Origin of the sequence: Chitinophaga deserti (assembly GCF_003149455.1) — a bacterium.
GTDB classification, from domain to species: Bacteria; Bacteroidota; Bacteroidia; order Chitinophagales; family Chitinophagaceae; genus Chitinophaga; species Chitinophaga deserti.
In genome coordinates this window covers 136,921-162,187 of sequence record NZ_QFFK01000001.1, presented here as the reverse complement: position 1 = coordinate 162,187, position 25,267 = coordinate 136,921, and the positions used below count along the sequence as shown (strand labels likewise).

Here is a 25,267-nt window from a genome sequence, read left to right as displayed (position 1 = left end):
TTGGTCGTCGAATGATTGGTCCTTTTCCCTTCCGTTCTGTACGGTTTAAGGATGTTTTGGCGGCAGGGACTTCTCCCCCGCAAACCAAAGGTAGTACATGACTTCAACACATATTCTGTAGACTAAAAGGGTAATGCGATGGGGCTACGATTGTTGTTCCAGCAGTTGCTTCAGATCGTCGAGCGTATTGATTTCTGACACGGGTTTATCATGCCGCCAGCGGTGGATACGCGGGAAGCGGAGGGCTATACCGGATTTATGCCGGTTGCTGGCGGCTATTCCTTCAAAAGCAATTTCGAACACCAGTTCAGGCTTTACCGTGCGCACCGGCCCGAATTTTTCCACGGCATGCTTCTTCACCCAGGCATCTACCTGCCCGATCTCCACATCCGTAAGCCCTGAATATGCCTTTGCAAAAGGCACCAGCTGATCGCCATTGCGCACGGCAAAGGTATAATCGGTATAAAGATTCGACCGGCGGCCGTGCCCTTTCTGGGCATAAACCATCACGGCATCCACCGTAAAAGGGTCTACTTTCCATTTCCACCAATCGCCCCGCCTGCGGCCCACCTGGTAGGTAGAGCCTGCATTTTTCAGCATGAGGCCTTCACTGTTATTGTCCCGGCTTTGCGCTCTAATGGTGGCCAGTTCGTCCCAGTCGGTATAGGTGATCAATGGCGATATCTTCAATGCCGGCTGGTTGACGGAATCTGCCAGCGCTTCCAGCTGCAGGCGGCGGTCGCGCAGGGGCAGCAGGCGTATATCCTGCCCGTTCCATTCCATCAGATCATATGCCAGCAGTACTACGGGCGATTCCTGTAGTTGTTTTTTAGTAAGGTTCTTCCGGCCGATGCGGGTTTGAAGATTCTGAAAAGGGAGCGGGCGTGCCAGTACTTCATCCCATGCGAGTATCTCTCCGTCTATCACCGTTCCATCCGGTAAATAATCGAGCAATCCGGCTATTTCGGGGAATTTATCCGTAATCAGCTCTTCCCCGCGCGACCATAAAAATACCTGTCCGTTCCTGCGGATAAGCTGGCCGCGGATGCCATCCCATTTCCACTCTGCCTGCCACTCGGCTGGTTCTCCCAGTGTGGCAGGCCCGCCATCCAGCGCATGCGCCAGAAAGAAAGGGTAGGGCCTCGAATCGTCCGGATTGTTGTGATGATTATGCAGCAGCTGCGGAAGCGTGGTTTGCTGCGGGTCCCAGTTGCCGCTGATCATATGGCTTACCACAGCCCCTTCCATGCCATAAGCTTTCGCGATGGCATTCACCATCGCCCCCTGCGATACCCCTATCCGGAAGCCGCCGGTAATAAGCTTGTTGAAAACAAACCTCTCCCCCGGCTGCAGCTGCTCCCAGGCGTTGCGGATAAAAGCCTGCTTTTCCGCTTCCGGCGCTTTTTCCAGCAGCATGAGTGATTCTATCCAGTAATGCAGCGGCCTGGGCGCTTCCCCGCGTTCAGGCGGTGGCAGCAGCAGGGCAATGGTTTCGGCGAGGTCGCCTACGGTATGATAACATTCATTGAAGAGCCATTCAGGCAGCCCGGCAGCCTCCTGGCACCAGCGGCGCAGCTGAGCGGAGTTAACTGCCCGTTTGGGCCTTCTGCCACTGAAAAGGGCCAGCATCCAGGCTTTGTCGCGCTCGTCGGCAGTAGAAAAATACCGGCTGAGCAGCTCCAGTTTTTCATTGGTTTTGGTGCTATGCGAAAGGTCTGAAATGAGTTGGGAGAACTGATGCATGGGTCATACAGTGGTTTCGGTCGTTTCTTCTTCTCCGCCGAAAGCAGTACGCACGGCTTCTGCGGGTATGTTGTTTTCCTCGAGGTAACGCGCCAGCGTGCTGCTGAAGCCGTGTGTCACGAATACTTTTTCGGCATGTGTGGCGCGGATGGATTGTAGCAGCCCCGTCCAGTCTGCATGGTCAGAAATCGCGAATCCCGCATCGGCATTCATTCTCCGGGCATTGCCCCGCACCTGCATCCATCCGCTGCATACTCCGAGGGAATATGGGGAGAAGCGCTTCATCCATGCGGAGTCCGCCGCCGAAGGAGGCGCAATTATTAGCTGGCCTTTCAGGTCACTTTTAGGTGTTTCAGGGGTGATCAGCTCCACGGGAGGGAGGGGCCATCCTGCCGAAAGCAATACCTGGTGGGCGTTATAAATTGCCCCGTGAACGAAGAAGCGCTTGCCGGTATGCGCCAGGTTATACAGGAGGCGCTGGGCTTTACCCAAACTGTAAGCCACCAGTATACTCTGTTTCCCGGAAGCCTCATTTTCCCGCATCCATGCTTCGATGTCACCGAAGATGGCGGTTTGGGGCCGCCAGCGGTAAATGGGCAGGCCGAAGGTACTTTCCGTAATAAAGGTATGGCAGCGCACAGGTTCAAAGGCTCCGGAGATGCCGTCGTTCTCTGTTTTATAATCGCCGCTGGCCACCCATGTTTGTCCGCCTACAGTTACTTTCACCTGTGCCGATCCTATCATATGGCCCGCGGGATGGAACGATACTTCCGCACCGCCTATCTTCACCGTTTCTCCCCACCCCGTTCCCTGCACGGAAATATCCTTCCCCAGCCGCAATTGCAGGAGAGGCACGGAATCCTTTGTACAGAGGTAATGCCGGCTGCCGATACGGGCATGGTCTGCATGGGCGTGGGTAATCACGGCACGGTCGGCCGGCTTCCAGGGGTCGATGTAGAAACCTCCTGCGGGACAATAAATCCCTGTTTCGGTGAATGTGAGAACGGGCTGCATGGATATCTGAAGCTACAACAAAAACCGGTCCGCCGGGTTGGGAGGCAGGGGCATAAAAAAAGACCGGGGATACCGGTCTTTTTTCTTAATTATTTGTTCATCAATCAGTTAATCGTATTCATTTTAAAGTCTGCACTGTCTCCTTTCTGAATGATGTAGATGTTTTTATTCTCGAAGTAATCCGGTGTTTCCCCATTTTCCTGCAGATAAACCGGCTGGTAATTGAAGGTGGTGAATACACGGTTACCCGGTTTGTTGAGGTCTTTGTTGAAATAAACCCCGTCCTGTGCAAGGGCTTTCACGAAGTAATAAGTTACCTCGAAGCCTTTGAACGCCATGTCGGAAGGTCGGGATTTATACTTATGACGGAACGCGTCTGCTACGTATTTGCTGTAGTAATCAGACTTATCGTTGTAATAAGGCGAAGAGTAATACAGGGTGATGCCTTCGAAATCGGGCTCTTTAAACTTCATCACATCCCAGGTAGGCATGCCGAAGATGTGCATAGGGTAAGCAGCACGCTGGGGAGCCAGTTTGCGGAGGATGCTTTTGGCGCCTGCTTCGTCGAGTGCGGTTACGATCAGTACGTTGGGCCTGTCGGCCAGCAGGTACTGGGAGAGTTGTGCTTCCGTAGTGCCTTCGTTCCAGATCACTTCGCGGATGCGGGATTTCTTATCGTAGTTCATCCTTTCGTATGCAGCCTTGATATTGCCATAAATGCCGTTTTCGAAAGGCGTGTTCCGGCGGAGGATGAGGATATTCTTGTTGGCAAAACCTTTCTGTACATAATCATGCATGGCTTCCACATGGGAGCGGAGGGTGCTGTTGGTGATGAGGAAGAAAGGATTGTTGTTAATACCGCCGTCGTTGGGGAAGGTGGCCGATACGAAATTGATCTCTTTTTGTTTGGCGAAATCGCTGAGGGCTTTGATCTCAGGGGAGCTTACCGATCCAATGATAAGGTCGGCATTATCGAGGCGGCGGTTGCGGATAAGCGTTGCCGGATCGTTTTGCCGGGATTTGCTGTCGAACACCTGTACGTTCAGCTTAATGCCGAGGTGGGAGAGGGAGTCGAGGGCCAGCTGGGCGCCTTCATAAAATTCGAGGCCGGGCAATACATAGCGCGGCATAGTGCGGCCGGGAATTTCCAGGCTGTTGGCGAATACGGAATCAAGATACAGCGGTGCGAAAAGCACCACGTTATATGCGTCTTTTTTCACTTCGCGGGCAAAGGCAGGAACGTTGAAGGGTGCCCGGGCTGCGGGCTTCTCGTCAACGGGCTTTTTAGGCTCTTCCTTTACCGGCTTGCTCAGCTCGGGAGGAGGCCCGTCCGTTTTCTGTGGTGCCTGACGGAATATTCCGCAGGCGGAAAGCAGGAGCATGCAGGATAAGGTAACCGTCAGCCTGCTCAGGATGTTCGTTCGGTTCATGAGGCCAAATTTGCAAAAATCATTCCATGGATAAAAACAATTACGAATTACAAATGAATAAAATTGTTCATCCGTAATTCGTAACTGCTCATTTCTTCGGGGAAACTATTCCCATTCTATCGTTGCCGGTGGTTTGGAGCTGATGTCGTACACCACACGGTTGATGCCTTTCACTTTATTGATAATGTCGTTCGATACTTTGGCGAGGAACTCGTAAGGGAGGTGAGCCCAGTCGGCCGTCATCCCGTCTGTAGAAGTAACTGCACGGAGCGCTACGGTGAACTCGTAGGTACGCTCGTCGCCCATAACCCCAACGCTTTGTACGGGGAGGAGGATGGTACCTGCCTGCCATACCTGGTTGTAAAGGTTCATTTCCTTCAGCAGATCGATGTATACGGCGTCGGCTTCCTGGAGCATGTCCACCTTTTCAGGGGTGATTTCTCCGAGGATGCGGATAGCAAGACCGGGACCGGGGAAGGGGTGGCGGGCGAGGAAGATGTCGCTGATGCCGATTTCCTTACCTACGCGGCGTACTTCATCTTTAAAGAGGAAGCGCAGCGGTTCTACCAGGCCCATGTTCATCTTTTCAGGAAGGCCGCCCACGTTGTGGTGGGATTTGATAGTAGCGGAGGGGCCGTTAACGGAAACAGATTCGATCACATCCGGGTAGATGGTGCCCTGGCCGAGGAACTTAATGTCTTTCAACTCTTTAGATTCCTGCTGGAATACCTCGATGAAGAGGCGGCCGATGATCTTCCGTTTTTGTTCTGGATCGGATACACCTTTGAGCTCGCCGTAGAAGAGGTCTTTTGCGTTAACACCTTTTACGTTGAGACCCATGTGTTTATAGGAATCCAGTACGGTTTCGAATTCGTTTTTGCGCAGCAGCCCGTTGTCTACGAACACGCAGTACAGGTTGGAGCCGATGGCTTTGTGGATCAGCTCGGCAGCCACGGTAGAGTCTACCCCGCCGCTGAGGGCCATTACCACTTTCTGGTCGCCTACCTGCTCTTTGATGCGGGCTACGGTTTCCTGAACGAAAGCGGCCGGCGTCCATTCCTGGTGCATACCACAGATATGAACGAGGAAGTTGCGGAGGATCTGCTTGCCTTCGATGGAGTGCGTTACCTCAGGGTGGAACTGCACAGCATGGATGGGGTGCTTGGCGAGGGTGAGGCTTTTGAAGGCCGCCACCGGAATATTATCGGTATGTGCGATAGGGGTGAACACTTCAGGCAAACGAACAATCGTGTCCGCATGGCTCATCCACACCTGGCTTTTCAGGTTTACGTCGTAAAAGAGGGGTTCTTCCTTGTCGGAATGCTCGAGGAAAGCACGGCCGTATTCGCGGGTGCTGCTCTTGGCTACTTCACCGCCAAATACTTTGGCCATCAGCTGTGCTCCGTAGCATACGCCTAATACCGGAACGCGCTCGCCCATGGCGGCAATATCTACCACTGGTGCCAGCGGATCGTTAACGGAGAAGGGAGAGCCGGAAAGAATAATGCCTTTGATACTGTCGTCCCACTCTATGGGCTTGTTACATGGCTGTATTTCACAATAAGTATTCAGTTCCCGGATGCAACGTGCAATCAGTTGCGTGTATTGGGATCCGAAATCGAGGATCAGGATCTTTTCTGTCATGGTGGTGCAAAGATAAAGGAATTTCGGACTTCGGATTTTGCTTTCCGCCAGATTCGCCCGAAATTACCCCGGGCCGTGCGTTCTGAATATTTTATCGTATTTTTCGCCCATAACCCTCGTTCTAAATCAACTGCTGTATGAAAACGCAATTCACCATGCTGGCTTTCCTCCTGGCTGCAATGCCATTCTGGATGGCCTGCGACCAGGTTAACGGAAGCGGCCGCGTAGCCACTGAATCCCGTCAGGTCAGGAATTTTTCCCGGATACACGTTCAGGGATCCATGGATGTATATATTACCAAAGGCACCGGCGGCAGCGCCAAAGTGGAGGCCGAAGATAATATCCTACCCCTCATCGAACTGGAAGAAGACGGTGATGTGCTGCGGGTACGGTTCAAAAACAATGTCAATATCCGCACCCATAAAGATATTAAGGTGTTCCTCGCCACTGAAACCCTCCGGGAGGTAGAACTGGCAGGTTCTGGCGATATTAAAGTGGAAAGCCATTATGCCTCCGCCGAGCCGGTAGAGCTGAGCGTTGCCGGCAGCGGCGATATCGAAGCCGGATTCAGCGCCCCCGCCATTCGTGTAAACATTGCAGGTTCCGGTAATGCCGATGTAAAAGGGGAGACCCGTGAGCTGAATGTAGACATCGCAGGCAGCGGTAATTGTGATGCCTCCGACCTGCTAGCGGAAACCGCCGAAGTAAGCATTGCCGGCAGCGGCGACGTGAAGCTGCATGCCAGCCGTTCCCTCTCCGCCAATATTGTAGGGTCTGGCAACGTTTATTATAAAGGAGAGCCTGCCATGAACGTGAGTAAAATGGGTTCAGGCACCGTCCAGAAGCGATAACAAATTGAAAAACTTTTGTATGTTTGCAGGTTTTATTTGAACATACGACTGCCGTATATGAGTCAACTTCCCAAGATATTAGTGGTGTATTACACCCAAACGGGCCAGCTAAAGAGAATAATAGATCATGTGTTAGCGCCTTTGCAGGGCAAGGCGGAAATAACGTTCGAGGAAATTGAGCCGGTAGAGGATTTTCCTTTCCCCTGGCCCAAACAGCGTTTCTTCGACACTATGCCGGAAACTGTACTGGGCAGGCCTAAAGCCATCCAACCTCTGAAAACTGATCCCGGAGCACACTATGATCTGGTATTACTCGCTTACCAGCCCTGGTTCCTCTCACCGTCGCAGCCCATCGCCGCTTTTCTGCAAAGCGAAGAAGGGAAGCGCCTGCTGAAAGGGAAGCCCGTGGTTACACTCCTGGGATGCCGTAATATGTGGATCAACGCGCAGGAGAAAGTAAAACGCTACCTCCAGGCCGCCGGTGCACAGCTGGCCGGGCATATTGCGCTGGTAGACAAGCACCCCAATCTCGTATCGCTCATCACCATCCTCCGTTGGGCTACCAAAGGAAAGAAAGATGCATTTTTTATATTTCCCCCGGCCGGTGTGCAGGAAAAGGAAATCGTGGAATCGTCCCGGTTTGCGGCTCCCATCGGTGAGGCACTTGGGAAGAAGGATTTCAGCAGGCTGCATTCGGAACTGCTCGCTCTCAACAGCGTGGAAGTAGACCCCGGCCTGATAGTGCTCGAAATGAGAGGCGTTAAGCCTTTCCGATTCTGGGCCAACTATATCAGCGCTGCCGGAGAGCCGGGAAGCCCCGCCCGCCAGGGCCGCGTTACCATGTACCGCGTGATCCTGCTGGCCGCCATTCCCATCCTGACGCCTTTTACTACCATTGCCGGATGGCTTAAGCTCACACTGGCAAAGAAGCAACTTAACAGCGATGTAACATATTACAAAGGAATACAGCTACGCGAAAACTGATAAAATTCTATATTTACGGCCGCTTAATCACTTAAAAACAACCCTGAAATGACTGCGGTGCCCCGGAAGCACCGTTTCTTCAGATCGACAAAAAGGACAACTCACTGCGATGAAAGAAGTATATATAACGAGGCTCTCCAAATTTTTGCCGAACGAGCCAGTAGCGAATGACGAAATGGAAAGCATCCTCGGTATGGTGGATGGTAAGCCTTCCCGGGCACGTAATATCATCCTGGGAAACAATAAGATCAAGACACGATACTACGCACAGAACAAAGAAGGAAAAAGCACCCACACCAACGCAGAAATGACTGCCAAAGCCGTGGAAAACCTGTTCGACGATAAATTTCCCATCAGCAATATGCAGCTTCTGGCCTGCGGCACCACCAGCCCCGACCAGCTGTTGCCCAACCATGCCGCCATGGTTCACGGCATCCTGAAATGCCAGCCCGTAGAGATCGTAGCTGCCACCGGCGCCTGTGCTGCCGGTATGCAGGCATTCAAATACGCGTGGATGGCCGTTAAATGCGGCAGCGCTGCCAACGCGGTAGCCACAGGCTCAGAGAAATTCTCCGCCTGGCTGCTCTCCCGCAACTTTGAGCCGGAAACAGAAAACCTGAAGTCGCTCACCGATAATCCCATTATCGCTTTTGAAAAAGACTTCCTCCGCTGGATGCTCTCCGATGGTGCCAGCGCCGCCCTTTTCCAGGATAAGCCTAACGAAGATGGGCTCAGCCTGCGGGTAGACTGGGTAGAGATCGCCTCTTACGCCCATGAACTGGAAACCTGCATGTACGCAGGCGCCGTTAAAAACGAAGATGGTTCCACCAAAGGCTGGACCGACATGACGCCCGAAGAATGGGCTGCCAACAGCGTATTCTCTTTCAAACAGGATACCCGCCTGCTCGGTAAAAACATTGTGCCCTCCGGTGCACAAATGTGGAAAGAGCTGGTAGAAAAACATAACATCGACCTGGATAAGCTTACCTGGTTCCTCCCGCACCTCTCTTCTGAATTCTTCCGTATGAAAATCGATGAAGAGATCGCCCGGGTGAACTGCTACGTACCCCAGGAGAAATGGTTCACCAACCTCACCCGCGTAGGTAACGTTGGCACAGCTTCCCCGTATTTCATGCTGGAAGAACTGCTGAATCAGGACAAACTGAAGAAAGGAGATACAATCGTGATGATGGTACCGGAAAGCGCACGCTTCTCCTATGCATACGCACACATCACTGTTGTCTGATCTCTTTTGCCCGTGCAAAAAACGATTTTCCATGCAGCAGCCGCCGGAAAAAACCGGTGCCTGCTGCATTTCTAAATAATAACAGGGGGCTGTTCCCCCAACCCTAAAACTGCACAATCATGAAAAAAGATGAAGTTCCGCAGGATGGCGACAACCTGCATAAAGGTACATTCAGGCAACTATTTTATGCAGTAGACCAGTCTGGCGACTACACCACCGCCACCAGCATCGGCTGGGAACCGGAAAACGTAGCCCTGAGCCAGGCCTGGGATGAAGTGGAACAGCGCGTGGCCAATACCAAAGCAAAGGTAGATGCCGGTGAACTAAGCCCCATAGCCTACTATATGGAACGCACCCTGCTTGATCTGCCACTGCTGGCCCTCAAAGCCGGTAAGTTTCAATGGCAGGTAAAGCGGCATATGAAACCGGGTGTGTTCAAAGGCCTCAGCGATAATATGATTGCCCGCTACGCGGAAATTTTCGGCATTCCTTTTCAAACACTCCGCAGTGGCGAACTGCTGCCTTTCAAGCGCCCAGCATAACAAACAGACATGACACAATTCAGTCACACGCAAACCGCACACTGCGAAAGCGGCGTAATATCCAACCTCTTCGGTCATTATGGTCTCCACATCAGTGAACCCATGGCCTTCGGCATCGGTGCCGGCATCTTCTTCGGCCACCTGCCTTTTGTGAAGGTGAACGGCGTGCCTGGCACCACCTACCGCATCTGGCCCGGAGCCATCTTCTCACGTGCCTGTAAAAGGCTCGGAGTGGAAATGGAATCGCGCAAATTCAGCAGCGTGGATAAAGCCATGAAAGCCCTCGACCAGCTCCTTGAAGAGGGGGTGCCCGTAGGGATGCAGTCCAGCGTGTACTACTTGCCATATTTCCCGGAATCATACCGCTTCCACTTCAACGCACATAACCTCGTGATTTATGGTAAGGAAGGCGACGATTACCTCGTCAGCGATCCTATCATGGACACCGTTACCCGCATAGACACCGAAAACCTCATCCGTGCCCGATTCGCCAAAGGCTTTCCGGCACCGAAAGGGAAAATGTATTACCCCGTGAACGTTCCGCAGGAAGTAGACTTCCGGGAACCGGTAAAAGCAGGCATTGCTCAGGCATGCCATTACATGCTGAAAATCCCCATCCCCATGTTCGGCGTAAAAGGCATCCGCTTCCTCGCCAACAGGATGAAGGATTACCCCGCTAAACTGGGCGACCGCCGCGCGGCACTTTACCTCGGTAACGTAATCCGCATGCAGGAAGAAATAGGTACCGGCGGCGCAGGCTTCCGCTTTATGTACGCCGCTTTCCTCCAGGAAGCAGGTACACTGCTGAACCGCCAGGAGCTGAAAGACATTGGCCGTGAGCTGACATCCGTTGGCGACGGCTGGCGTAACTTCGCATTCGCTGCCGGCCGTGTATGTAAAGCACGCGCTGCCGATAACATGTCGTATGGCGAACTGAGCAAAATGCTCCTGCAGATCGCAGATGAAGAAGAAAAAGTATTCCGCCGTTTATCCACCGTAAAACTCTGAGGACGTGAACAGTATTGCCGTGAAAGATCTGCAGAAAACCTATGCAGGGGCCTTAACGCCCAGCCTGCAGGGGCTTTCATGCACTTTCGCAGAAGGCACTATTGCTGGGCTGCTGGGGCCTAACGGCGCCGGCAAAACCACTACCATCTCCATCCTTTGCGGACTGGTAGAGCCTTCAGGCGGTACAGCTGAAATATTCGGTATCCCGCAAACACCAGCCAACCGCGAGGCAATAAAACGGACCATCGGCGTGGTGCCCCAGCAGATCGCACTTTTCCCGCAGCTCACCGCATATGAAAACCTCCGTTACTTCGGTAACCTGTACGGTTTCAGCGGCCGCCCGCTCCGGGAAAAGATCATGCAGCACCTCGAAGCATTCGGACTGGAAAAAGCTGCGCATAAAGAAACAGGCAGGTTTTCTGGCGGGATGAAAAGGCGTGCCAATATCATCGCTTCCATCCTGCACGAGCCAAAGCTGCTGGTACTCGACGAGCCTACCGCAGGGGTGGATGTACAGTCACGCTCCATGATCCTGCAGTTCCTGCGGGAATATAATGCGAAAGGTAACAGCGTCATTTACACCTCGCACCTGCTCGAAGAAGCCGAACAGATCTGTGAAGAAGTGGCTATCATAGACGAAGGTAAACTGGTTACCCAGGGCGCCCCGACGGAACTGATAGGCCGCCACGGTCATTGCCGTAACCTGGAAGACGTGTTCCTCCATTACACCGGCCATGCCGTACGGGATTAAAGCAACAACAACATGTTAAGGATCATCGCCACGATACGGAAAGAATGGTTACTGCTGCGGCGCGATAAAGCCGGGCTGGCGCTGCTTTTTGCCATGCCCCTCGTGCTCATCACCGTGATGGCCCTCATACAGGATGCTCCCTTCCGCGATTATCAGGAAGTGCAGTTCGATATCCTCACCGTCGATAAAGACCAGGGCCGCCTCGGCCGATATATCCGCGAAGGCCTCCAGACCGGCGGACAGTTTAAAGTGATCGATTCCCTCAACGGTCAGCCCGTGACGGAAGAAGCAGCTAAGAAGATGGTGGCCGAAGGGAAGTATAAAATCAGCATCACCATCCCTAAAGGCGCAACGGCGGAAATCGTCAGTAACGCCAATAAGATTGTAAATGATATTTCGAAGCGGATGGGCCTGCCGGCGCAATTACCGGTAAAAGCCCTGTCCAATGATTCGCTGGCTGTACAGCTGTATTTCGACCCTGCGGCAAAGAAAGCATTCAAAAGCGCGATCCATCAGGCATTGGATAATTTCCTCACGCAGGTGGAAACCGATCTGCTGCTGGAGCGCATCCAGCTGCAGCTCCGCAACCGCGACAGCCTGCAGCAGGATACATTCCCCGCCATCCGCCTCAAAGCTGTGGCACTCCGTGAAACAAGCGTGGGGGAAGGGAAGCAGATAGATGTCATCTCCAACTCCGTACAACACAACGTGCCGGCATGGAGCATTTTCGCCATGTTCTTCATCGTAATCCCCATCGCGGGCAATATGATCCGTGAGCGGGAAGATGGCAGCCTGGTGCGGATGAAGCTGATCCCAGGTAATTACCTGTCTGTACTGTCGGGTAAACTGCTGTTTTTTGTCGGCATATGCATTGTACAGTTCTACCTGATGATTATGGTAGGCCTTTACCTGCTGCCCTTGCTGGGCTTACCGAAGCTCCAGCTGGGGGTCGATCATCTGGCGGGTTTCCTCGTGGCGGCCAGTATCGGCGTAACGGCTACAGCTTACGGGATACTCATCGGTTCGGTATTCAAAACGCCCAACCAGGCGCTGAACTTTGGAGCGGTGAGCATCGTGATCCTCAGCGCCATCGGCGGCATCTGGATACCGCTGGAAATCATGCCGGAAGCAATGCAGCACATCGGCCGGCTCTCGCCCCTGAGCTGGGGGCTGGATGCCATTAACGATGTTTACCTCCGCAACGGCCATATCCGGTATGTTTTACCTGATCTGGCGAAACTGCTTTGCTGCGGCGGAGCCATGCTGGTAATAGCCGCCATGGTGGAACAGCGGAGGATCGGATAAGAACAATTTTCATAACAACGGTAAAACAACTAATTTTACTCCCCCGGAATACGCCACTGGCGTAAAACCTACAACAACATGGAAGCATTAAAACTGAAACTCAAACAGCAGATCATCGAAGCCCTCAACCTGCAGGACACCAAACCGGAAGACATTGACGACAATGCTCCCCTGTTCGGCGAAGGTCTTGGGCTCGACAGCATCGATTCGCTGGAATTGATGGTGCTGCTGGAAAGGAACTATAAGATTAAAGTGGAAGACCCGCGCGAAGGCCGTAAGATCCTTCAGAGCGTGCAGACCATGGCAGAATTCATCATGAGCAAACAGGCGGCTTAATCCGCTGAACTGTATGGCAGAACGTGTGCTGATAACAGGGATGGGTATGATCTCCGCCATCGGGAATAACGTGGAGGAGAATTTCCGCAGCCTCCGGGCGCAACGGAGCGGCATCGGGTACTCGCAATATGTGGATACCATTCACCGCGATGTGCTGCCGGTAGGTGAAGTGAAATGCAGTACGGCAGAACTGGCGGAAATGGCCGGTATTACCGATGCCACCGGCTTCACCCGCACCACGCTCCTCGGCCTCATAGCCATGCAGGAAGCACTGCTTTCCGCAGGCATCCGCGATGCCGCAGAAACGCCCACCGCATTCATCAATGCCTCCACCGTTGGAGGCATGTGCGATACCGAGAAGATTTACTTCGATATTCTCGACCCCGAAAAGGAAGGCACTTTCCTGCAACTCATCGATGCCCTCGATTGTGCAGACTGTACACAACGCATCGCTGACCACACCGGCCTCACTGCCTACGTTACCACCATCAGTACCGCATGCTCTTCCTCCGCCAATGCACTCATGTATGGCGCAAGGCTCATTCGCGCAGGACTCGTTCAGCGCGCAGTATGCGGCGGTACCGAAGCCCTTACCCGGTTTACCATCAACGGCTTCAATTCCCTTAAAAATATCGACAAAAGGCATTGCATGCCCTTCGACAACGACCGGAATGGTCTTAACCTTGGCGAAGGTGCGGCATACCTCGTACTGGAATCAGAAAGCTTCGCACAACGCCGTAAGGCAAGGCCCATGGCCGAGCTGAGCGGGTGGTGCAATACCAACGAAGCCTTCCATCCCACATCGCCCTCACCGGAAGGTGATGGCGCTTTTGAGGCTATGCGCAAGGCCATTGCCATGAGCGGCCGCACATTGGAAGATGTGCAATACATCAACGTCCACGGTACCGCCACGCTCAATAACGATGTATCTGAAGGCCGGGCACTGGAACGGCTCTTTGGCGACAACGTACCTTCATTCAGTTCTACCAAACCTTTTACCGGCCACACCCTTGCGGCAGCCGGAGCGATAGAGGCCATTTTTTCCGTGTTGTCCATCAACCGGCAGATGATTTGGCCAAATCTCAATTTTAATGCGCGAATGGAAGAGCTGCGCATCTCACCGGAAACGCGCCTGCTGGAAGAGTCGCCCGTGCTGAACGTGGTGTCTAACTCCTTCGGGTTCGGCGGTAACAATGCATCACTCGTGATCAGTAAGTATGGATATTAAGTGCTACATACAGTCCAGTGCGGCTATCTCCCCCCAGCAAAGCTTTACGGGAGATTACATACCGCAACTGCTTCCCCTCACGGAGCGTAATCTGATGCGCGCCGTGGAGCCGGCGTATACAGGCTTTATCCCGCCCAACAGTTTGCGCCGTATGAGCCGTTTGCTGAAGATGGGTTTAACCTCGGCATTGCAATGCCTCCGCAACTGTAATTCTGCCGTTCCGGGTGCTATCATCACCGGCACTGGCCGTGGCAGCCTGCAGGATACCGAGAAGTTCCTGCACGATATCCGTACGTATGAAGAAACGGCCCTCAATCCCACGCCGTTCATACAGTCCACCTACAATTCCGTAAACGGACTGATAGCATTGCAGCAGCAATGCACCGACTATAACAATACTTTCGTTCACCGTGGTTTCTCTTTCGAACACGCCCTCCTCGACAGCATATTGCAGATTCAGGAAGGCGTAGCGGAAAGTGTACTCACCGGTGGTTTCGACGAAATGACAGTTGAACATCACTACATCAAAAGCCGTATCGGCTACTGGAAAACCGAACTCACACAACCGGCAGACATGCTGGGATCCGATACCCAGGGTACCATTGCAGGTGAAGGTTCCGTATTTTTCCTCATCGGCACCGCTCCATCTGCAGTTGAGTTGAAAGGCATGCAGATGCTTTATAAACCCACACCTGAGCAGCTCACTGCCAGTCTCTCTCAATTCCTCACACAGCAAGGCGTTGCCCCGGAAGAAATCGATCTGCTGGTAAGCGGCCGTAATGGCGATACCCGATTCGATCATTATTACGACGTGGCTGAAAAGGTACTCCCTTCTTCCGTAGAGAAAATTCACTTCAAACAATACTGCGGCGAGTACGATACCGCCGGCGCTTTCGGTATGTGGACGGCCACGCAGGAGTTACTTTCCGGCCGCCATAAAACTGCCCTTCTTTACAATAACTTTTACGGGGAGCAGCATACGTTTGTGTTGCTGCAGGGAAGTAAGTCCTAAACCCGTTCCCAAATACCCGCAGTTTCCATCAACAATCCCGTCTCACTTTCGTGCAATAGGACTAAGTAAGTTTTATTGTCGCCGGATGTAAAGGAGACGAGTAGTGCAGACCGGCTGAATGGATTAGTCAGATCCGGTTTTAGGTCATAGATATCGTTATCCCGGTTTTCCTGCAATAATTGTTTCGCGATTGCAATGGTGGTAGTTGAGCTGATGAATTCATGCAGAATGGCAGGTGAAATTATCCCCTTGTTATTGTAATGTTTCGAATTTTCAATGGCCTCACAGATTTCAGTGAACCATGGCATTTTCTCTTTTTGTTTACGGTTTCTTTCCCTGAACCATGCGCCTGATGCTGCAATGACGGAGAAGATAAGGCATAATAGTATTGCCAGCGTGAAACCACCAGTAAGAAAAGCTATGAGAAAAAAGATAATGGCTGCGGCAAGGGGGATATGCCACATTTTAGGCTCCCGTGCCGCGGTTTTCTTCCGGCCGGGTCTGAACACGGCTGCAATGAGGATACAATTAAAAACCACCGCGGCAAATTCAAATGCGTACATAGGATAAGGGGAATAATAAGATTAAGATATACTTTTCAGGACATAAGAAGAAAAAAGGCCGCTCCTTTATCGGGAGCGGCCAGTGGGTATTAAACTATGTGGGTATTAATCAATAACATGGGATAACATTTTCGAGGGCAATTTTACTTAGTTTTTCCGCGACTTCGGCAGATTCGGATCAGCCCTGTAACCCGTCCAGGCTTCAATCTGATCAAGATCGGATTCAATGCGGATCAGGCTGCTTTCGATGGGTGCTAATCTGATTTCAAGAAGGTTGAACCGGGTATGCATCAGTTCAAACCGATTGTCTACGTCATCGAATCTTCTGTCTACCTCATCAAACCTTAAATCAATCAATTCGAATTTCTTGTCCATTGATTCGAACCTTTGATCAATCAATTCGAATTTGCTGTCCATTGACTCGAACCTTTGATCAATCAATTCGAATTTGCTGTCCATAGATTCGAACCTTTGATCAATCAATTCGAATTTGCTGTCCATTGACCCGAACCTTTGATCAATCAATTCAAATTTGCTGTCCATGATGGTGAACCTTTGATCGATCAATTCAAATTTCTCATCCATTTCATCAAACCTAAGGTGGATCATGTCGAATTTGCTGTCCATTGATTCGAACCTTTGATCGATCAAATCAAATTTGCTGTCCATGATGGTGAATCTTTGATCGATCAAATCAAATTTCATCTCAAATTTGATTTCCATCTCGTCGATTCTCTTCTCCAGTCCATCGAATCTAAATTCCAACCTGTCCATCCTCTTCTCCAGTCCGTCAATTCTACCATCCAGGTAGTCGAACTTGTAGGCCATCTCTGTGCCTAATGAATTAATTGCGTTTAAAATTGCCAACGTTTCTTGCGTCATAGATTAATATTAAAATGTTAAACAATGATGGCAATGTATATTTTTTTGTAACTGAAAAATTTTTCTGGCAGTTATTTTTTTTCTGTCGATTCGATGAAGAATTGCTTGTTGAGAGTATTAGTATCATTTCACTATTCTGAACACCGGATACCGCATGAATCCCGGCTCGTTCCAGGGGGATTGACGGTATACGAAATTCAACTGGTCACCACCGCTTTTTGCAAACGAAGAATCGCTGGCACGGCGTGTTTCAAGTGCTTTTCGTACTTCAGGATTTTGACGGAGGAACTCACCTGCAGTATCTTCAAACACATACGTTGAATACCCTTCTTTCTTTCCCAGAATAGCATCAAAGAAATTCCATGCGAAGTAAGAATCCGCACCTTTCGGTTCCAATGTTTCCACAACAAAACGATTAGCCGCCTGATTCATGGGGATGAGATAATCACCTTTCCGGAATGCAATTTTTTGTTGCGATGTTTCCGTAGTTACGCCGTGATGCATGTAATGTTTTTCATAGGGCTGCGCTACGGTTTTTATATCCTTGATGGTATATACTTCAACAGTGATGATGGTATCACGGGTGAGGCGCTTCATCTGTACTTTATTGTTTTGCAGCAGCTCAATCACAGTCCACCATCCCTGCGGAATAATATAAGCTTCAGGTTTGGTTACGAAGTTGTCCGGCTCAAAGTGGTTAAATATCCGGATTTGCTTTTCGTATGGTTTGTTGCGATCATAGTAAAGCCGCGGCAGTCCGGATACCTCGCTGGGTTTGTAACCAGCTTCATAACCTTTGAACGTGTACAATTGTGGCCTACTAACATCAGGCTGCCAGCTGAGCGGGAAGCTTTCCTGCGTTTTTACGGATGCCCGGGTAGCATCGCGGAGGGCTTTGATCTTATTACTGTTCTCGGAGGTGAAGCGGATGAAGCATTCCATCAGGGCATAGGTTGCCTCTACACGCTGTTTGTAGGGCTTCAGCATATGGGTTTCGGGTACAAAGCCGAAGGTGTGGAATAAGGTGGTGTATCCGCTGGAATACCGGGGCCCGTCGGCGAAGGCAGTCCAACCGCTGTCGGGCGTTGGCCCGAAGTGGTTCACATAGGGGAGGAGGTCGTACCCTTTCTCAGCCATCATTTTATAGAGGGCCGGTTCAAAAGTATCGTGGAGGTAAGCGCCCATAACACCGCCAAGTTTACCGTGCTGGGTGGCGAGCAGGGTCATGACGTGCTGGTAATCAGCACCATTGCTTACGTGGTTGTCCACAAACACGTCCGGATCGGTGAGGTGGTAGATCTGGTGGAAGGTGCGGGCGTTACGGGAGTCGGCTTTAATGAAATCCCGGTTAAGATCCAGGTTCTGGGCGTTTCCCCGGGAACCGAAGGCATCGGGGCCATTCTGATCTACCCGGAAGAATTCGGAGCGGTTGAGCGCTCCGCCGATATTGTAGATGGGGATAATGGCGAGGGTCACATTGGCCGGGAGCTTCTTTTTGCCGAGGCAGAGGTCGCGTACCAGCATCATGGTGGCATCTATGCCATCAGGTTCACCGGGGTGGATGCCGTTGTTGATGAGGATAATACGGCGGTTTTTGCGGTGCAGGCTGGCATAGTCAAAGTCCCGGTCGGGGGAGAGGGTGACGAGGTGGAGGGGGAACCCTGCATCTGTAGCTCCTATTTCCCGGATATGGAGCTGCGGGAAGCGGCGGACGAGCGTTTTCCAGTAATCGATGCATTCGGCATAGGTTACGGTTTCCCGGGCGCCGGAGCGCTCGTATTTTGTCGTTAAGTCTTGTGCCTTAGTGTGTTGGGAGAATGCGGCAAACAAAGCTGCCAGCGCAAAGCTGCGCCAGGTTCGGTTTAGATGATTGATAATCAACGGTTAAGTGTTTGATTGTTGAAAGGTGTTGTAAATATACAAAACCTGCTGACATCCTCCTGCCATCCTTCAGTGATCCTTCAGTGGTGTTCAGTGGTGGTATAGGTTTGAGGGTGTTTGACTGAAGGTTCACTGAAGGAGTACTGAACAAACGGGCCTGCTCAAAAGAGGTTATAATTGCAAATTGTGTTATTTAATGGATATACAGGGGGGCTTGATGGCGTAAGTAGCAACTGTAAGGATAAGGTTGGCGAGTCAGGGAATCTCCCGGGAAAGATAGAAGATCTGAGTTTGGAGCGGAAAAGGGTTAACCTGAGGGAATCCGGGAAATTAAAAAAGCCCTTCCCGTGTTGCAGGGAAGAGCTGGAAAATTATGTTAACAGGCTGACTATTAAGCGAGAGCGTTCACCTTAGAGGCGAGCTTGCTTTTCAGGTTAGCTGCTTTGTTCTTGTGGATAACGTTACGCTTAGCCAGTTTGTCGATCATAGAGATCACTTCCGGGAGGTTCTCGGAAGCTGAGGCTTTGTCGGTCAGTTTCTTCAGATCCCGTATGGCATTGCGGGTCGTTTTGCCGTAGTAACGGTTACGCTCATTACGCTTTCTGCTCTGACGTACGTCTTTTTTTGTTGCTTTATGGTTTGCCATTGTTTAAATTTCAAGTTTCGGACGGCAAAGGTAAGTTTTATCTTTTTATAAACAAAAATAAATACCGGGATTTCAGGATTTTACCGGTCTTACCATTGCGGAATGCGAACAAAGATCATGAAAAAATGTGAAAAACCAACACGTTTTCCACCCTGTAAATCCGGTAAAAAGGCCGCAAAATCCCAAATCTTTAGCGATATTTGCAATCCCGTAACACATTTTTCTTGTTATAGGTTAAAGCAGAATTAAAGACCAAGCTTAAATTCGTTGTAAATGAAGGACTTTTCGTTTGTCACCAACTCGCACCCGGCGTACATAGAATCGCTGTACAATTCGTACCGCGAAGATCCGGCCTCGGTAGACCCGGACTGGATCAAATTTTTTGAAGGATTCGACTTTGCAGTGAGCAACGCAAACGGGAAAGCAGGCGCCGCGGCAACCGGCACCACCGCTCTGGGAGTTTCGAACGAACAGCTGACCAAGGAACTGGCGGCTTACCGCCTCATTCAGGCCTACCGCAAAAAAGGCCACCTTATCGCCAAAACAAATCCCATCCGCGAAAGAAAAGACAGGCATGCCAATCTTGACCTCGCACATTTCGGCCTCTCCGATGCCGATCTTAAAACAGAATTCTATGCCGGCCAGATCATCGGGATCGGCAAAGCTCCCCTCGAAAAGATCGTTCAGCATGTAAAAGAAATCTATGCAGGTAAAGTAGGCATCGAATTCACCTATATCAACGATCTCAAAAAGATCGAATGGCTGCAGAAGGAAATGGAGACCACCCTCCGTGCTCCCCTGAAAGCAGAACAGAAGAAACGCATCCTCGGTAAACTGAACCAGGGCGTGATGTTCGAACAATTCCTGCACACCAAATACATCGGCCAGAAACGTTTCTCCCTCGAAGGAGGTGAAACCACCATCCCTGCGCTCGATGCCATGATCAATACTGCTGCTGAATACGGTGTTAAAGAAGCCGTAATCGGTATGGCCCACCGCGGCCGTCTGAACGTACTGGCCAACATCCTCGGCAAAACCTACGAGCAGATATTCTCAGAATTTGAAGGAACCGCCGTTCCCGACACCACTATGGGCTCGGGCGACGTAAAATATCACCTCGGCTTCCGCGCCAGCATCCAGACGCCTAACGGCAAGGAAGTGAACGTGCAGCTCACTCCCAACCCCTCACACCTTGAGGTGGTAGACCCCGTGGTAGTAGGCTTCGCCCGCTCCAAGGCCGATGTGATCTATAACAGCGACTACGATCAGATCCTCCCCATCCTCCTCCATGGCGACGCCGCCATTGCCGGACAGGGCGTGGTATATGAAGTAGCCCAGATGAGCAAGCTCCGCGGTTACTATACCGGCGGTACCATGCACTTCGTGATCAACAACCAGATCGGTTTCACCACCGATTTCGAAGATGCCCGCTCATCCGACTACTGCACCAGCGTAGCCTCCATTGTTCAGGCTCCCGTGTTCCATGTGAACGGGGATGATGTGGAAGCTACCGTGAAAGTGGCAGAAATCGCCACCCGTTACCGTCAGGAATTCAACTCCGATATCTATATCGACATGGTTTGCTACCGTAAGCATGGCCACAACGAGGGGGACGATCCCAAGTTTACCCAGCCCAAGCTGTACGAAGCCATCGAGAAACACGCTAATCCCCGCGAGATCTATTCCAAACAACTCATCGCCAATGGTGATGTGGACGCGGCACTCGCCACGGAAATGGAAAAGTCTTTCTGGAAAGACCTTCAGGAGCGCCTCGACAATGTGAAGCAACACCCGATCCCGTATAAATACCAGCAGCCGGAAGTATGGTGGCAGGAACTGCGGAAATCGACCCCGGAAGATTTCGTGAAATCTCCCGACACCGCAATCTCCAAAGAAGAGCTCGAAAAGCTGTTTGCCGATATCATGGCCATCCCGGATGGGTTTAAGCAATTGCGTAAGATCGAAAAACTCCTGAAGGATAAACAGAAGCTGTTTGCCGAACAGGGGCTGCTCGACTGGTCGTCTGGCGAACTGCTGGCGTATGCCAGTATCCTGGGTGCCGGTAAAGACGTGCGCCTCAGCGGGCAGGATGTGAAGCGGGGAACTTTCTCCCACCGCCATGCCGTACTCCGCAGCGAGGAAACCGATGAGGAATACAGCCGTCTCAGCCGCATCGGCGAGAACCAGGGTAAGTTCCGTATCTACAATTCCCTGCTGAGCGAGTTTGCCGTGCTGGGCTTCGAATATGGTTATTCTATCGCCAATCCTAATGCACTGACCATCTGGGAAGCGCAGTTTGGCGACTTTATGAACGGCGCGCAAACGCTGATCGACCAGTTCATCACTTCTGCCGAAACCAAATGGCAGAAGCAAAGCGGGCTGGTAATGCTGCTGCCGCATGGTTACGAAGGCCAGGGCCCCGAGCACTCCAGTGCCCGCCTGGAACGTTTCCTGCAGCAATGCGCCGAATACAACATCTTCATCACCAACTGCACCACCTCGGCCAGCTTCTTCCATGCACTGCGCCGCCAGCTGGCACTGCCGTTCCGGAAACCGATGATCAACTTCTCCCCCAAAGCCAACCTGCGCCATGTGCGGAGCTACAGTCCGGCTACGGACTTTACCCAGGGAGGCTTTAAGGAAGTGCTGGACGATCCGTTCATCACCGATCCTTCAAAAGTGAAGAAAGTGCTCATCTGCACCGGCAAAATGTACTTCGACCTGAGCGAGAAGCAAATGAAGGACGACCGGAAGGACGTGGCCGTTGTTCGCCTCGAGCAGCTGTACCCCCTGCCCATTGCGCAGCTGGAAGCTATCCAGTCGAAATACAAAGGCGCTACATGGTTCTGGGTTCAGGAAGAGCCCCTGAACATGGGTGCTGCCAGCTTCCTGCAGATGAACCTCAAGCAGTTCAATTACGGCGTCATCTCCCGCAACCCCAGCGCCGCCACGGCCACCGGTTATGGCAAAGTACACGCGCAGGAACAACAGGAAATCATCGATACCGCATTCAATATTTAAGGAGAAAGTAAAAGAAAGGCTGACCGCACTAACGCGAAAGCCCTTAATTTTACGCATCAAATTTTTAACGTAACTTTTTACGGGAGGGTTAAACACATGATAATCGAAATTAAAATACCTCAGGTAGGAGAATCAATCAGCGAAGTTACTATCGCAAAATGGCTGAAGAAGAACGGCGAATTTGTGAATCAGGACGATGTTCTGTGTGAAATGGAGTCTGAAAAGGCCACACTGGAGCTTACCGCCGAGAAGTCCGGCGTGCTGAAGATTGTGGCAGAAGAAGGCGCCACTGTTAAGATCGGAGAAGTAGCCTGCACCATCGATACCGATGCAACAGGTGATGCACCGCCCGCCGCTGCTCCTGCAGCAGCAGCCCCCGCAGCAGCCGCTCCGGCTCCCGAAGCAGCTCCCGCTCCTGCCGCCCCCGCTGTCAACAAAGGCACGATTGATATCAAAGTTCCTACTGTAGGTGAATCCATCAGTGAAGTAACCCTCGTAAAATGGCTGAAACAAACCGGCGATTACGTGGAAAGGGATGAAGTGCTTTGCGAACTGGAATCTGAAAAAGCCACCTTCGAGCTGAATGCAGAAGAAGCCGGTGTACTGAAAACTATTGCAAAAGACGGCGACACACTGAACATCGGTGACGTTGCCTGCCAGATCGATACTTCCGCAGCACGCCCTGCCGGTAAAGCACCCGCCCCACAGGCCGCTGCCGCTCCCAAGGCTGCCCCCCAGGCACAACAGGCCCCTGTAACCTCCATCCCTAATGATGTGAAGGCCAGTCCCGTTGCCGCCGCGGTTATCGCAGATAAAAAGGTAGACCCCGCCAGCATCAAAGGCTCCGGCGCCCATGGCAAGATCATGAAAGATGATGTAATGGCTGCCCTCCAGAACCCCGGTGTGGCGATCGGACAGGAACTCTTCTCCCGCAACGACCGTCGCGAGAAAATGAGCAACCTCCGCAAAACCGTTTCCCGCCGCCTCGTGGAAGCCAAAAACACCACGGCCATGCTCACCACTTTCAACGAAGTGGACATGACCAACATCATGGCTATCCGCGCTAAATACAAAGAAACCTTCAAAACCGCCCACGGTGTAAACCTCGGCTTCATGAGTTTCTTCACCAAAGCAGTATGCTTCGCCCTCCAGGAATTCCCTGCGGTGAACGCCTACATCGATGGTGAGGAAATCGTTTACCACGATTACTGCGATGTTTCCATCGCCGTATCCGCCCCCAAAGGCCTCGTGGTACCCGTGATCCGCAATGCAGAAAGCCTGGGCATGGCTGATATCGAAAAGAAAGTTGTGGAGCTGGCTACCAAAGCACGCGACAGCAAACTGACCATGGACGAAATGACCGGCGGTACCTTCACCATCACCAATGGTGGGGTATTCGGTTCCCTCATGAGCACGCCCATTATCAACATCCCGCAGTCTGCCATCCTCGGTATGCACAAAATCCAGGACCGTCCCATGGCCGTGAACGGACAGGTGGTAATCCGCCCCATGATGTACCTGGCGCTGAGCTACGACCACCGTATCATCGACGGCCGCGAATCCGTAAGCTTCCTCGTAAGAGTGAAAGATATGCTGGAGAATCCCGATCAGCTGCTGTTCGGCAAAGATCCGGTGAAGGCTTTACTGAAACTGTAATTTACCGTAATAGTATATCGCAAAAGGGGCGGCCTTCATTGGCCGCCCCTTCTTTATTTATTTAACTTCACGGAGGAACTTCCTTTCCCGTGGCCCGCTTTTGAACAGGAGCGTATCACCTTTGAATGTGAAAAAAGCCGGGGTTTCTGTAATCACAAAACGGTCGGGGTGTGTGAAATACATTTTGCAGGGTTGCCCGTCATTGAAAGAAGCATGCAGTCCACCTTCGGAAGTATTGATTTTTACTTTTGTAGTCTTTTCCACATAGCTGCCGGTATACTTCCTGCTCAGGCTGTCGGGGAGCACGGGAAGCAAGGGTAGTTTTTCTTCATCCTGGAAATCTTTCCATTGGTATACATTCCCGATAGCCCGGGCAATCTCATCGATAATCATGTAATTGTTGCAGTTGGTCATAATCACAAACCCGTTGCCGCCTTCCATACTGCCGTAATACACACAGGCAAATCCGTAGTTGCCGCCGTTGTGATTGAACCAGCGGCCATCCCGCGCCATAAAAACACCTAACGCCGAGTTGGGATTGAGGTAAGGAGTGAGGCGGGTTTTAGTCATGGATTGAGAGAGTACTTTAGAAGATTTGCCCTCTTTAGCCAGCTGCGTTTCGATGATGTATTTTGCAAGATCGGTGGGGTTGGTCCAGAGGCCGGCTGCACCCTGCTCCGGGTACACGTGGTACTTACCTTTAGCGGGCTTACCCTCACCCACATATGCCGTGGCCAGCAGATTCGCTTTATCCTTCGGCGGGGGCTGGGAGAAGAAGCTTTGCGTCATACCCATGGGGTTCAGTACTGCAGCCTGGAGGTACTTTTCATAAGGTTCGCCGGTGATGGTAGTGAGGATCAGCTGGGAAACGGTAGTGCCGCCGCCGGAATACTGAAACTTTTCTCCGGGAGCGCCAAAGGGCCTTACCTCGCTGGTATTGGCGGGTTTGGCTCCACGTAATATCTGTTCTGTTGTAGGCAGGTTGTCTGTTGTTTCGTATCCGGGGAAGCCATGTATGGTAAGGCCGGCCGTATGGCTGAGGAGGTGCGCCAGGGTGATGGTGCCTTTGTTCAGTTCGGGGTGCCAGGTTTTCAGATAGGTATTGATATCCTCATCCAGCTTTAGCTTTCCATCCTGCACCAGTTTCAGAATGGCCATAGCATTGAGCGATTTACTGATAGATGCCGCCTGGAAGAGGGTTTCGGTAGTAACCGGGCGCTTTTCTTCCTTATCGGCATAGCCATATCCTTTGGCCCATTCGAGTTTGTAATTTCTGATAACGCCTACCGTAACACCAGGAATTTCAAGGGCTTTAAGCCTGTCTTCCACGGAGAAACGCATGGGCTGCTGGTCCTGGAACTGTACCCAGGGCATCAGGCCGTTTTCAACACGGCGCATATTGTCTGCTGCAGACTGGGCGAAGGCGCTTAATGGGAGTAAGAGGCAGAGCAGGGTTCTGATAGCTTTCATGGAGGGGGATTTTTCTTTTAAAATTACGGCTTTCACGACATGAATCCCTGCAAT

General features: G+C 51.7%; 21 protein-coding genes. 12 read left to right on the top strand and 9 right to left on the bottom strand.

Annotation, left to right across the window (positions count from 1 at the left end; all coding sequences use genetic code 11):
• Positions 1-144: 144 nt before the first annotated feature.
• The 4 genes from DEV76_RS00640 to guaA form a co-directional block, all read right to left on the bottom strand.
• The gene (locus DEV76_RS00640) at positions 145-1,743 is read right to left on the bottom strand and encodes an ATP-dependent DNA ligase (RefSeq protein ID WP_109694077.1); all 1,599 of its coding nucleotides are present in this window, start codon (positions 1,741-1,743) and stop codon (positions 145-147) included.
• A gap of 3 nt (positions 1,744-1,746) precedes the next feature.
• Positions 1,747-2,757: a ligase-associated DNA damage response exonuclease gene (locus DEV76_RS00635; RefSeq protein WP_109694075.1), complete on the bottom strand. Its 1,011-nt coding sequence runs from the start codon at positions 2,755-2,757 to the stop codon at positions 1,747-1,749.
• A gap of 104 nt (positions 2,758-2,861) precedes the next feature.
• Positions 2,862-4,187, bottom strand: a complete 1,326-nt coding sequence (locus DEV76_RS00630; protein ID WP_109694073.1) for an ABC transporter substrate-binding protein — start codon at positions 4,185-4,187, stop codon at positions 2,862-2,864.
• A gap of 105 nt (positions 4,188-4,292) precedes the next feature.
• Complete coding sequence (gene guaA / locus DEV76_RS00625; protein ID WP_109694071.1) at positions 4,293-5,831, bottom strand: glutamine-hydrolyzing GMP synthase; 1,539 nt, start codon at positions 5,829-5,831, stop codon at positions 4,293-4,295.
• Positions 5,832-5,968: 137 nt separating this feature from the next.
• On the opposite strand from guaA, the gene DEV76_RS00620 reads away from it, so the two are divergent.
• From DEV76_RS00620 to DEV76_RS00575, 10 genes are all read left to right on the top strand, one after another.
• Entirely contained in the window at positions 5,969-6,682 is a 714-nt protein-coding gene (locus tag DEV76_RS00620) for a head GIN domain-containing protein (RefSeq protein ID WP_109694069.1), read from the top strand.
• Positions 6,683-6,739: 57 nt separating this feature from the next.
• Positions 6,740-7,666 carry a dialkylrecorsinol condensing enzyme gene (locus DEV76_RS00615; RefSeq protein WP_157962640.1) on the top strand — a complete coding sequence of 309 codons (927 nt, stop codon included), beginning with the start codon at positions 6,740-6,742 and terminating at the stop codon, positions 7,664-7,666.
• A 109-nt stretch (positions 7,667-7,775) separates the two neighbouring features.
• Positions 7,776-8,912 carry a beta-ketoacyl-ACP synthase III gene (locus DEV76_RS00610; protein ID WP_109694065.1) on the top strand — a complete coding sequence of 379 codons (1,137 nt, stop codon included), beginning with the start codon at positions 7,776-7,778 and terminating at the stop codon, positions 8,910-8,912.
• Positions 8,913-9,031: 119 nt separating this feature from the next.
• Positions 9,032-9,454 (top strand): hypothetical protein, encoded by a 423-nt coding sequence (locus tag DEV76_RS00605; RefSeq protein ID WP_109694063.1) that lies wholly within the window; start codon positions 9,032-9,034, stop codon positions 9,452-9,454.
• 9 nt (positions 9,455-9,463) lie between these two features.
• Positions 9,464-10,462, top strand: coding sequence for a BtrH N-terminal domain-containing protein (locus DEV76_RS00600; RefSeq protein ID WP_109694061.1), 999 nt, complete (start codon positions 9,464-9,466; stop codon positions 10,460-10,462).
• 4 nt (positions 10,463-10,466) lie between these two features.
• A complete protein-coding gene (locus DEV76_RS00595; protein WP_232826836.1) occupies positions 10,467-11,213 on the top strand; it encodes an ABC transporter ATP-binding protein in 747 nt (248 codons plus the stop codon).
• A 12-nt stretch (positions 11,214-11,225) separates the two neighbouring features.
• The gene (locus DEV76_RS00590; protein ID WP_109694058.1) at positions 11,226-12,518 is read left to right on the top strand and encodes an ABC transporter permease; all 1,293 of its coding nucleotides are present in this window, start codon (positions 11,226-11,228) and stop codon (positions 12,516-12,518) included.
• Positions 12,519-12,566: 48 nt separating this feature from the next.
• On the top strand, positions 12,567-12,854 hold the full coding sequence (locus DEV76_RS00585; protein WP_262509820.1) for a phosphopantetheine-binding protein: 288 nt from the start codon (positions 12,567-12,569) through the stop codon (positions 12,852-12,854).
• Positions 12,855-12,867: 13 nt separating this feature from the next.
• Positions 12,868-14,082, top strand: a complete 1,215-nt coding sequence (locus DEV76_RS00580) for a beta-ketoacyl-[acyl-carrier-protein] synthase family protein (RefSeq protein ID WP_109694054.1) — start codon at positions 12,868-12,870, stop codon at positions 14,080-14,082.
• Entirely contained in the window at positions 14,072-15,094 is a 1,023-nt protein-coding gene (locus DEV76_RS00575) for a beta-ketoacyl synthase chain length factor (RefSeq protein WP_109694053.1), read from the top strand. The genes DEV76_RS00580 and DEV76_RS00575 overlap by 11 nt, the downstream gene beginning before the upstream one ends.
• Here the strand turns inward: DEV76_RS00575 and DEV76_RS00570 are convergent.
• The 4 genes from DEV76_RS00570 to rpsT form a co-directional block, all read right to left on the bottom strand.
• On the bottom strand, positions 15,091-15,657 hold the full coding sequence (locus DEV76_RS00570) for a hypothetical protein (protein ID WP_109694051.1): 567 nt from the start codon (positions 15,655-15,657) through the stop codon (positions 15,091-15,093). The genes DEV76_RS00575 and DEV76_RS00570 overlap by 4 nt on opposite strands.
• 147 nt (positions 15,658-15,804) lie before the next feature.
• The gene (locus tag DEV76_RS00565; RefSeq protein WP_109694049.1) at positions 15,805-16,539 is read right to left on the bottom strand and encodes a hypothetical protein; all 735 of its coding nucleotides are present in this window, start codon (positions 16,537-16,539) and stop codon (positions 15,805-15,807) included.
• Positions 16,540-16,662: 123 nt separating this feature from the next.
• The gene (locus tag DEV76_RS00560; RefSeq protein ID WP_232826835.1) at positions 16,663-18,420 is read right to left on the bottom strand and encodes a M14 family metallopeptidase; all 1,758 of its coding nucleotides are present in this window, start codon (positions 18,418-18,420) and stop codon (positions 16,663-16,665) included.
• A gap of 391 nt (positions 18,421-18,811) precedes the next feature.
• Positions 18,812-19,066, bottom strand: coding sequence for a 30S ribosomal protein S20 (rpsT, locus tag DEV76_RS00555; protein ID WP_109694047.1), 255 nt, complete (start codon positions 19,064-19,066; stop codon positions 18,812-18,814).
• A gap of 273 nt (positions 19,067-19,339) precedes the next feature.
• On the opposite strand from rpsT, the gene DEV76_RS00550 reads away from it, so the two are divergent.
• Positions 19,340-22,087, top strand: coding sequence for a 2-oxoglutarate dehydrogenase E1 component (locus DEV76_RS00550; RefSeq protein WP_109694045.1), 2,748 nt, complete (start codon positions 19,340-19,342; stop codon positions 22,085-22,087).
• 96 nt (positions 22,088-22,183) lie between these two features.
• Positions 22,184-23,743 (top strand): 2-oxoglutarate dehydrogenase complex dihydrolipoyllysine-residue succinyltransferase, encoded by a 1,560-nt coding sequence (gene odhB / locus DEV76_RS00545; RefSeq protein ID WP_109694043.1) that lies wholly within the window; start codon positions 22,184-22,186, stop codon positions 23,741-23,743.
• Between the two features lie 57 nt (positions 23,744-23,800).
• Here the strand turns inward: odhB and DEV76_RS00540 are convergent, their stop codons facing one another.
• Positions 23,801-25,213 (bottom strand): serine hydrolase domain-containing protein, encoded by a 1,413-nt coding sequence (locus tag DEV76_RS00540; RefSeq protein WP_157962639.1) that lies wholly within the window; start codon positions 25,211-25,213, stop codon positions 23,801-23,803.
• Positions 25,214-25,267: the final 54 nt, after the last annotated feature.

Bases quoted from the DNA above. Each gene is read 5' to 3' on its own strand.
- DEV76_RS00635 (WP_109694075.1), bottom strand. From the start codon at position 2,757: ATGCAGCCCGTTCTCACATTCACCGAAACAGGGATTTATTGTCCCGCA.
- odhB (WP_109694043.1), top strand. From the start codon at position 22,184: ATGATAATCGAAATTAAAATACCTCAGGTAGGAGAATCAATCAGCGAA.
- DEV76_RS00590 (WP_109694058.1), top strand. From the start codon at position 11,226: ATGTTAAGGATCATCGCCACGATACGGAAAGAATGGTTACTGCTGCGG.
- DEV76_RS00605 (WP_109694063.1), top strand. From the start codon at position 9,032: ATGAAAAAAGATGAAGTTCCGCAGGATGGCGACAACCTGCATAAAGGT.
- DEV76_RS00550 (WP_109694045.1), top strand. From the start codon at position 19,340: ATGAAGGACTTTTCGTTTGTCACCAACTCGCACCCGGCGTACATAGAA.
- DEV76_RS00620 (WP_109694069.1), top strand. From the start codon at position 5,969: ATGAAAACGCAATTCACCATGCTGGCTTTCCTCCTGGCTGCAATGCCA.
- guaA (WP_109694071.1), bottom strand. From the start codon at position 5,831: ATGACAGAAAAGATCCTGATCCTCGATTTCGGATCCCAATACACGCAA.
- DEV76_RS00540 (WP_157962639.1), bottom strand. From the start codon at position 25,213: ATGAAAGCTATCAGAACCCTGCTCTGCCTCTTACTCCCATTAAGCGCC.
- DEV76_RS00640 (WP_109694077.1), bottom strand. From the start codon at position 1,743: ATGCATCAGTTCTCCCAACTCATTTCAGACCTTTCGCATAGCACCAAA.
- rpsT (WP_109694047.1), bottom strand. From the start codon at position 19,066: ATGGCAAACCATAAAGCAACAAAAAAAGACGTACGTCAGAGCAGAAAG.
- DEV76_RS00615 (WP_157962640.1), top strand. From the start codon at position 6,740: ATGAGTCAACTTCCCAAGATATTAGTGGTGTATTACACCCAAACGGGC.
- DEV76_RS00610 (WP_109694065.1), top strand. From the start codon at position 7,776: ATGAAAGAAGTATATATAACGAGGCTCTCCAAATTTTTGCCGAACGAG.
- DEV76_RS00630 (WP_109694073.1), bottom strand. From the start codon at position 4,187: ATGAACCGAACGAACATCCTGAGCAGGCTGACGGTTACCTTATCCTGC.
- DEV76_RS00580 (WP_109694054.1), top strand. From the start codon at position 12,868: ATGGCAGAACGTGTGCTGATAACAGGGATGGGTATGATCTCCGCCATC.
- DEV76_RS00565 (WP_109694049.1), bottom strand. From the start codon at position 16,539: ATGACGCAAGAAACGTTGGCAATTTTAAACGCAATTAATTCATTAGGC.
- DEV76_RS00570 (WP_109694051.1), bottom strand. From the start codon at position 15,657: ATGTACGCATTTGAATTTGCCGCGGTGGTTTTTAATTGTATCCTCATT.
- DEV76_RS00575 (WP_109694053.1), top strand. From the start codon at position 14,072: ATGGATATTAAGTGCTACATACAGTCCAGTGCGGCTATCTCCCCCCAG.
- DEV76_RS00600 (WP_109694061.1), top strand. From the start codon at position 9,464: ATGACACAATTCAGTCACACGCAAACCGCACACTGCGAAAGCGGCGTA.